Origin of the sequence: Actinomadura sp. CNU-125 (assembly GCF_001942465.1) — a bacterium.
Taxonomy (GTDB): Bacteria; Actinomycetota; Actinomycetes; order Streptosporangiales; family Streptosporangiaceae; genus Spirillospora.
The window spans coordinates 1-8,272 of the sequence record NZ_MKJY01000242.1 but is presented as its reverse complement, the minus strand read 5'-3'; the positions used below and the strand labels follow the sequence as shown (position 1 = coordinate 8,272).

Annotated in this window: 9 protein-coding genes and 1 pseudogene; all 10 read left to right on the top strand. The window is 72.2% G+C overall.

Annotation, left to right across the window (positions count from 1 at the left end):
• The first annotated feature begins 313 nt into the window (after positions 1-313).
• Entirely contained in the window at positions 314-484 is a 171-nt protein-coding gene (locus BJF79_RS67325) for a hypothetical protein (protein WP_410050143.1), read from the top strand.
• Positions 454-1,485, top strand: coding sequence for an AAA family ATPase (locus tag BJF79_RS26265; RefSeq protein WP_410050142.1), 1,032 nt, complete (start codon positions 454-456; stop codon positions 1,483-1,485). The genes BJF79_RS67325 and BJF79_RS26265 overlap by 31 nt, the downstream gene beginning before the upstream one ends.
• A gap of 347 nt (positions 1,486-1,832) precedes the next feature.
• The gene (locus tag BJF79_RS26260) at positions 1,833-2,240 is read left to right on the top strand and encodes a globin domain-containing protein (RefSeq protein ID WP_075901329.1); all 408 of its coding nucleotides are present in this window, start codon (positions 1,833-1,835) and stop codon (positions 2,238-2,240) included.
• Positions 2,241-2,267: 27 nt separating this feature from the next.
• Entirely contained in the window at positions 2,268-3,485 is a 1,218-nt protein-coding gene (locus tag BJF79_RS26255) for a globin domain-containing protein (RefSeq protein ID WP_075901327.1), read from the top strand.
• Between the two features lie 4 nt (positions 3,486-3,489).
• Entirely contained in the window at positions 3,490-4,236 is a 747-nt protein-coding gene (locus BJF79_RS26250) for a DivIVA domain-containing protein (protein WP_075901325.1), read from the top strand.
• A 102-nt stretch (positions 4,237-4,338) separates the two neighbouring features.
• Positions 4,339-5,496, top strand: a complete 1,158-nt coding sequence (ftsY, locus tag BJF79_RS26245; RefSeq protein WP_075901323.1) for a signal recognition particle-docking protein FtsY — start codon at positions 4,339-4,341, stop codon at positions 5,494-5,496.
• 259 nt (positions 5,497-5,755) lie between these two features.
• The gene (locus BJF79_RS26240) at positions 5,756-7,108 is read left to right on the top strand and encodes an ammonium transporter (protein WP_075901321.1); all 1,353 of its coding nucleotides are present in this window, start codon (positions 5,756-5,758) and stop codon (positions 7,106-7,108) included.
• Entirely contained in the window at positions 7,105-7,443 is a 339-nt protein-coding gene (locus tag BJF79_RS26235) for a P-II family nitrogen regulator (RefSeq protein WP_075901319.1), read from the top strand. The genes BJF79_RS26240 and BJF79_RS26235 overlap by 4 nt, the downstream gene beginning before the upstream one ends.
• Positions 7,377-7,985: pseudogene (locus BJF79_RS26230) on the top strand ([protein-PII] uridylyltransferase); the annotation flags it as partial. The gene BJF79_RS26235 and the pseudogene BJF79_RS26230, both read left to right, overlap by 67 nt.
• A gap of 30 nt (positions 7,986-8,015) precedes the next feature.
• A partial coding sequence (locus BJF79_RS61700; protein ID WP_262402607.1) for a hypothetical protein occupies positions 8,016-8,272 on the top strand: 257 nt, incomplete at its 3' end.

Here is an 8,272-nt window from a genome sequence, read left to right as displayed (position 1 = left end):
GGTGAACCGGGCGCAGTCCGATCTCGACCGGGTTCGCGCGCGCGTCCGCGAGTCGAGGCGCGGGCCGCGCAGGAGGCCAAGCGCGCCGCCCGCTGGAGGCCGACGTCCGCGCCGCGCGCGGCGAGGCCGAGCGGCTGACCAAGTCGCTGGACGCCGCGAACGAGTCCCTCCAGCAGGACATGGGGGCCGCGGACGACCTGGCGCTGCGGCTGGCCGAGGCCGAGGAGGCCGCCGACGTCGCGACGAGGCCGGGCACGACACCGACGCGCGCGACGAGCTGAACGCGCGCGTCCAGGAACTGCGGTCGGCCGAGATGGAGGCGCGGCTGTCGGTCCGGACGGCCGAGGAGCGCGTGCAGGCCATCGCGGGCCGCGCCGACGCGCTGGAACGCGGCGCCCGCCGCGAACGCGAGGAGCGGGCCCTGCGCCGCCGAGCGCCGCGCCCCGCCGCGAGATGCAGGCCCGCGTCGCCAACGCCGTCCTGACGGGCGCGCGGGCGGCGCTGGAGCGCATCGAGCTGTCGCTGGCGGCGGCGGTGCGGCGGCGCGAGGCCGCCGAGGAGGCGCGGGCGGCGCGCGAGGCCGAACTGAAGGTCGTCCGCAACCAGGTGCGGGAGCTGTCGGCGACGCTGGAACGCCTCGTGAACGTCGTGCACGGCAACGAGGTGGCGCGCGCCGAGCAGCGGCTCCGGCTGGAGCAGCTGGAGCAGAAGGCGATGGACGACTTCGGGCTGGAGGTCGACGCGCTCGTCGGGGAGTACGGGCCGGACGTCCTCGTGCCGCCCGCACCGGACGCGGGGGAGGACGCGCGGCCCGTCCCGTACGAGCGGGCGGTGCAGGAGAAGCGGGCGAAGACGGCCGAGCGGCAGCTCAACCAGCTCGGCAAGGTCAACCCGCTCGCGCTGGAGGAGTTCGCGGCGCTGGAGGAGCGGCACGCGTTCCTCAACTCCCAGCTCGAAGACCTGAAGAAGACGCAGCGGGAGCTGCTCGGACTCGTCAAGGAGGTCGACGAGCGGGTGCAGCAGGTGTTCGGCGCCGCCTACGCCGACACGGCCCGCGAGTTCGAGCGGATCTTCGCGCGGCTGTTCCCGGGCGGCGAGGGCAGCCTGTCGCTCACCGAACCCGACGACATGCTGACGACGGGCGTCGAGGTGGCGGCCCGGCCGCCCGGCAAGAAGGTGAAGCGGCTGTCGCTGCTGTCGGGCGGGGAGCGGTCCCTGGTCGCGATCGCGTTCCTCGTCGCGGTGTTCAAGGCCCGGCCGTCCCCGTTCTACGTGCTGGACGAGGTCGAGGCGGCGCTGGACGACACCAACACCCAGCGGCTGATCACCGTCTTCGAGGAGCTCCGCGAGTCGTCCCAGCTGATCGTCATCACGCACCAGAAGCGGACGATGGAGGGCGCGGACGCCCTGTACGGGGTCAGCATGCGCGGCGACGGCGTGACACAGGTCGTCAGCCAGCGACTAGAGAAGGATGACAAGTCCTGACGCCGTGATCGACATCCGGAACGGCCTTTTTGGCAGGTCCAGATAACCCGGGCCGAATTTTCGTTCTGCGGGGAAAATCACGCGGGCCCGTCGTCCGGCGCGGACCGAATCCCCGTGCCCGTGCCGTCCCCGGTTCGCCGTCGTCGCAGGACGTCGCGTGAAGGGACGCGCACCGGCGGCCGAACGCGAATGATCTTCGCTTTTTTGGGTCACCGATGGTGACGGTGCCGCGACCGCCGTGAACTTGTGTCCCCCGCCGCGATCCACTACGCATGAGCCCCGTGGTTCTCAAGACCCCTCATTCCGGACACCCCGCCCGGTGCGGAGGACCACTAGAAAGGTGTGTCATGGACGCCCTGCGTCTCAAGCAGAACTTCGAACTCGTAGGCGGAAACGGCATCGACGTCGCCGAATACTTCTACGCCGATCTGTTCGAAAAGAACCCGCAGCTCAGGTCGCTGTTCAGCGGCGCGATGGCCAAGCAGCACGAGAAGTTGCTGACCGCGCTCTCGCACATCGTGGCGTCCGTGGACGACGAAGCGGAACTCGTCCCGTTCCTGCAGGACCTCGGCCGCCGCCACAACGGCTTCGGGGTCGTCGCCGACTACTACCCGCACGTCGGCGCGAGCCTGATCGCCACCCTCGCCTACTTCAGCGGCCCGGAGTGGAACGAGGACCTGGAACGGGACTGGACGGCCGCCTACGGCGTCGTCGCCCAGGTCATGCAGGAGGCCGCCGCCGAGCCCGTCGCCTGACCGGCCGCCGACCAGCCCCCCGCCAACGTGGACGCACAACGTCTCAAGCACAGTTTCGCTCAGGTCGCGCAGCACGGCGACGCGGTCGCGCTCTTCTTCTACGCCGACCTGTTCGTCCGCAACCCGCACCTGCGCGACATGTTCCCGATCGGCATGACCGGGCAGCGCGACAAGCTGCTGCGGGCGCTCGGGACGATCGTGGCGCGGGTCGACGACCTGCAGAACCTCGTCCCGTTCCTGCAGCAGCTCGGCCGCGACCACCGCCGGTTCGGGATCATCTCCGAGCACTACCCGCACGTCGGCGCCAGCCTGCTCACCACGCTGCGGCACTTCTCCGGCCCCGCCTGGAGCGACGACCTCGAAAGCGACTGGAACGCCGCCTACACCCTGGTCGCCAAGGTCATGCTGGAGGCCGCCGACGAGGACGCCCTGAACCGTCCCGCCTGGTGGAACGGGCAGGTCGTCGGCATCGAACGGCGCCGCTTCGACATCAGCGTCCTGCGCGTCCAGCCCGACCGGCCGCTGCCGTACGCGCCGGGCCAGTCGGTGGCCCTGGAGGTGCCCGCCCGGCTGCGGCACTGGCGCTACTACTCCATGGCCAACGCGCCGCGCCCCGACAACACCGTCGACTTCCACGTCCGGCTCGTCGACGGCGGCCCGGTCAGCCCCGTGCTGGTGCGCGGCACGCAGACCGGCGACCGCGTCCGGATGGGCGCACCGATCGGCACGCTCACGCTGGACGAGTCGTCCGGCCGTGACGTCCTGCTCGTCGCGGGCAGCACCGGCCTCGCGCCCCTCAAGGCGATCCTCGAACAGATCGCCGGCCGGCCGTCCCCGCCCCGGGTCCACCTTTTCTTCGGCGCCCGCGACCGCGACGGCCTCTACGACCTGGAACACCTGCACAAGATGGCCGAGGACCTGCCCTGGCTCACCGTCGTGCCCGCCGTATCGGACGACACGGGCGGCCACGGCTTCTCGACGCTGCTCCAGTCGGGCGCCCTCCAGTTCGGCCAGTCCGGCCAACCCGGACAGGCCGGACAGTTCGGTCAGTTCACGGGGGGCGGTGACGACGTCGAGCACGGGAACCTGTCCGACGTGGTGGCCCGCCGCGGCCCCTGGACCGGGCACGACGCCTACGTGTGCGGGTCGGCCGAGATGGTGCGCGGCACCGTCGAGCGGCTCGTCGAACTCGGCGTCGAACGCGAGCGCATCAGACTGGAATCCTTCGCAGACGCACAGAGGTGACCCGTTGACTTCCCCGAACCTTCCCGTCGTCTCCGCCGGGACGCGGCTCACCCCGGGCGAACTCCAGTCGGTGGTGTTCGCCCGCGCGGCGCTGGGCCGCCGCGGGTACGACGAGGACCAGGTACGCAACTTCCTGCAGTACGTCGAGCGGGAACTCGTCCAGATCTTCAGCGAGAAGTCGGCGCTGGCCGAGGAGGTCGACCGGCTGCGCGCCCGGACCGGCTCGACCGCCCCGGACGGGGGCGAGGGCGCGGGCGGCGAGGGGACGGGAGTGATGGCGCCCCAGGACGCGCACTTCCAGGCCGTCCGGATCCTCTCCCAGGCGCAGCAGACCGCCGACCTCTACGTCGCCGACGCCGAGCGCTACACCCGCGAGCTGGCGCACGAGGCCCGGCTGCACCGCGAGGCGATCCTGTCCGACGCCAAGGGCCGCGCCGAGCAGATGCTGGAGGAGGCCCACCGCAGGGCCGCCGCGATCGCGGACGCCGCCGTCCGCGTGGCCGAACGGGCCCCCGCGCCCGCGGCGTCGCCGTCCCCGACGCCGTCCCCGACGCCGTCCGAGGGCGGCGCGACCGCCGGCGAGCGGCGGCGGCTGGAGAGCGAGGTCGCCTACCTGCGCACCTACAGCGACGTCTACCGCAGCCACCTGCGCACCTACCTCGAAGCGCTGCTGCGCAACGTCGACGAGTGGGAGGGCTCCGAACGGGCATCCCTTTCAGGAGCCCCGGAGCCGCCACGGCTCCGGGGCTGATCACGCGCGTCCGGGACCGGACGCGACGCGGGGCGGTCGTGCGGCCGGTGCAGCGTGTTCGGCGCCGGCGCGCCGGTCTGGAAAACTGGGGGCGCTATGGGAATGGAATACCTGATCCTCATCGCCGTGCTGGTCGTCGTCGGCCTGATCGTCGGCGGCTTCCTGCTGCTGCGGCCGGGCCGCCTCAGGCAGCGTCCGCCCACCGAGGAACCCGCCGAGGAGCGGCGCGGCGGCGCGACCGCCGTCGACGAGGCGGAGGGGACGGCCCCGACGCTCGAACGCGCGCCGCCCACCGAAGCCCCCGCGCCGCCGCCGACGGTCGAGATCGAGAAGCCGCCGCCCGGCGCGGGCCGGCTCGTCCGGCTGCGCGCCCGGCTCGCCCGCTCCCAGAACGCCTTCGGCAAGACGCTCCTGGTCCTGCTGGCGCGCGACACCCTCGACGACGACGCCTGGGAGGAGATCGAGGACACCCTCATCACCGCCGACATGGGCGCCGCCGTGGCCTCGCAGGTCACCGACGACCTGCGCACGCGCGTCCAGGTCCTCGGCACCCGCGACGTCGCCGAGGTGCGGGCGCTGCTGAAGGAGGAGCTGGTCAAGCAGATCGGCGCCGACCTGGACCGGTCGCTGAACACCGGCCCGCACGGCGGACGGCCCGCCGTCCTGATGGTCGTCGGCGTCAACGGCACTGGCAAGACCACCACCTGCGGCAAGCTCGCGCGGGTCCTCGTCGGCGACGGGCGCACCGTGCTGCTCGGCGCCGCCGACACCTTCCGCGCCGCCGCCGCCGACCAGCTGGAGACGTGGGGCACCCGCGTGGGCGCCCAGGTCGTCCGCAAGGACGAGGGCGCCGACCCCGCCAGCGTCGCGTTCGACGCCGTCAAGCAGGGCATCGACACCAAGGTCGACGCCGTCATCGTCGACACCGCGGGCCGGCTGCACACCAAGACCGGGCTGATGGACGAGCTCGGCAAGGTCAAGCGCGTCGTGGAGAAGCAGGCCCAGGTCGACGAGGTGCTGCTCGTCCTGGACGCCACCACCGGCCAGAACGGCATGCAGCAGGCCCGCGTGTTCGCCGAGGTCGTCAACGTCACCGGCGTCGTGCTGACGAAGCTGGACGGGACGGCCAAGGGCGGCATCGTCGTGCAGGTGCAGCGCGAACTCGGCGTCCCCGTCAAGCTCATCGGGCTCGGCGAGGGCCCGGACGACCTCGCGCCGTTCGAGCCGGAAGCGTTCGTCGACGCGATCCTCGGCGACTGACCGCCCGCCTCCCGGATCTTCGGATCTCCGCCCCGGAGCCCCGCACGCCACCGCGTGCGGGGCTCCCGCCTTTCCGGAGGTTCCGGTCGTTTTCGGTCCTCACAGCGGCGGAACGCGCCTGTGAGGAGTCCGAAACAGACCGGCAACATGACCGGTGCCCATTTCACACCGTGGAAACGCGAGAGCCCCCGGAGCGAAACGGCCGAGGCCCAATCTCTGAACAGTTCGTTTTCCCCGGCGAGGAGGGGCACTGGCAGAGATGACAGTCGACAGCGGAAACACCGCATGGATGTTGACGAGCGCGGCGCTCGTCCTCCTGATGACACCGGGCCTGGCCTTCTTCTACGGGGGCATGAGCCGGGCCAAGAGCGTGCTCAACATGATGATGATGAGCTTCGTCTCCATCGCCGTGGTGGGCATGGTGTGGGTCGTGTACGGGTACTCGCTCGCGTTCACCTCGGGCGGATCCCTCAGTTCGTTCATCGGCGGATTCGGAGACTGGGGCCTGGTCGGCCTGGAGAACGTCGCGACCGCCGACGACGGTTCCGGCATCCCGCAACTGGTGTTCGTGGCGTTCCAGGCGACGTTCGCGATCATCACGGTCGCGCTCATCAGCGGCGCCGTCGCGGACCGTGCCAAGTTCGGCGCCTGGGTCCTGTTCACCCTGGTCTGGGTCACGCTCGTGTACCTGCCGATCGCGCACTGGGTGTGGTGGTCGGACGGCGAGGAGGGCGGTCAGGCGGGCTGGATCTTCGATCTCGGCGCCCTCGACTTCGCGGGCGGCACCGTCGTGCACATCAACGCCGGCGTCGCGGCGCTCGCGCTCGTGCTCGTCCTCGGCAAGCGCAAGGGCTGGCCGAAGGACCCGATGCGCCCGCACAACCTCCCGTTCGTCCTGCTCGGTGCCGGTCTGCTGTGGTTCGGCTGGTTCGGGTTCAACGCCGGCTCCGCCCTGTCGGCCGGTTCGACCGCCGCGGTCGCGTTCATCAACACGATCGTCGCCACCTGCGCCGCCGCGTTCGCCTGGATCGTCGTCGAGAAGCTGCGGGACGGCTCGTCCACCACGCTCGGCATCGCCTCCGGCATCGTCGCCGGGCTCGTCGCGATCACCCCGGCGTGCGCGTTCGTCACCCCGCTCGGCGCCATCGCGATCGGCCTCGTCGCCGGTGCGCTCTGCGCCTTCGCGGTCGGCCTCAAGTACAAGCTCGGCTACGACGACTCGCTCGACGTCGTCGGCGTCCACATGGTCGGCGGCATCGTCGGCGCCCTGCTCATCGGCATCCTGGCCACCACCGCCGTCAACGACGCCGGCGCCGACGGGCTGCTGGCCGGCGGCGGCCTCGGCCTCCTCGGCAAGCAGGCCCTCGCCGTCCTCGCGACGCTCGTCTACTCGTTCGTCGTGACCTGGGTGATCGCCAAGGTCATCGACCTGGTGATGGGCTTCCGGATCGGCGACGACGACGAACTCGCCGGCATCGACCGCACGGCGCACGCCGAGACCGCCTACGACTTCGGCGCCGTCCGCGCCGGATCCGGCGCCACCGCCGCCGTGCCCGCCCCGGTGCACGATGAAGGCGTGCAGGACGAGACCAAGGAAGAGGTGCGGGGATGAAGCTCATCACCGCGGTGATCAAGCCGTTCAAGCTGGACGAGGTCAAGGCGGCCCTCGAAACCTTCGGGGTGCGCGGCATGACCGTCAGCGAGGCCAGCGGCTACGGCCGCCAGAAGGGCCACACCGAGGTCTACCGGGGCGCCGAGTACAAGGTCGACCTCGTGCCCAAGCTGCGCATCGAGGTCCTCGTGGACGGCGAGGACGCCGACGACATCATCGACGTGCTCGTCAAGGCCGCCCGCACCGACAAGATCGGCGACGGCAAGGTCTGGGCCGTCCCGGTCGACACGGTCGTCCGGGTCCGGACCGGCGAGACCGGCCCGGACGCCCTGTAGATGACGGTGCGCACGGGGAACTCGGCCCGGACCGCCCTCGCGGCGGCCCGGGCCGAGCGCGCCGCCGACGCGACCGCCGCCTCGCCGGCCTCCTCGCCGAACCGCCGGACGACGGCGCCGGGAACCGCGGCCCGGAACGGGCGATCGCGCTCGTCGCCGTCGGCGGGCACGCCCGCCGCGACCTCACCCCCGGCGCCGACCTCGACCTGGTCCTGCTGCACCGCGGCCGCCCCGACATCGCCGAGATCGCCGACCGCGTCTGGTACCCCCTCTGGGACTCCGGGATCCGCCTCGACCACTCCGTCCGCACCGTCGCCGAAGCCCGCGACGTCGCCCGCACCGACCTCAAGGCCGCCCTCGGCCTGCTCGCCGCCCGGCACGTCACCGGAGACCCCGCCCTCCTCGACGAACTGCGCGCCGCCGTTCTCGCCGACTGGCGCGCCCACGCCCGCACCCGCCTCCCCGAACTCGCCGACCTCTGCCGCGCCCGCTGGGCCGCGCACGGCGAACTCGCCTTCCTCCTCGAACCCGACCTCAAGGAATCGCGCGGCGGACTCCGCGACGTCCACGTCATGCGCGCCGTCGCCGCGTCCTGGGTCGCCCCCGCCCCCGTCGGCCGCGTCCGCGACGCCCACGACCTGCTCCTCGACGTCCGGCACGCCCTGCACGACGTGACGGGCCGCGCCACGGACCGTCTCGTCCTGCAGGAACACGACGCCGCTCGCGCCGCGCCCTCGAATTCCCCCGACGCCCGTTCGCCGCGCTCCCCGATCGCGACGAGCGCGGCGCCGAACAGGACGGCGAACGTCACGACGCCCAGCACGTTGCC

Bases quoted from the DNA above. Each gene is read 5' to 3' on its own strand.
- BJF79_RS67325 (WP_410050143.1), top strand. From the start codon at position 314: ATGGAGGCGCGGCTGTCGGTCCGGACGGCCGAGGAGCGCGTGCAGGCC.
- BJF79_RS26265 (WP_410050142.1), top strand. From the start codon at position 454: ATGCAGGCCCGCGTCGCCAACGCCGTCCTGACGGGCGCGCGGGCGGCG.
- BJF79_RS26260 (WP_075901329.1), top strand. From the start codon at position 1,833: ATGGACGCCCTGCGTCTCAAGCAGAACTTCGAACTCGTAGGCGGAAAC.
- ftsY (WP_075901323.1), top strand. From the start codon at position 4,339: ATGGAATACCTGATCCTCATCGCCGTGCTGGTCGTCGTCGGCCTGATC.
- BJF79_RS26240 (WP_075901321.1), top strand. From the start codon at position 5,756: ATGACAGTCGACAGCGGAAACACCGCATGGATGTTGACGAGCGCGGCG.
- BJF79_RS26235 (WP_075901319.1), top strand. From the start codon at position 7,105: ATGAAGCTCATCACCGCGGTGATCAAGCCGTTCAAGCTGGACGAGGTC.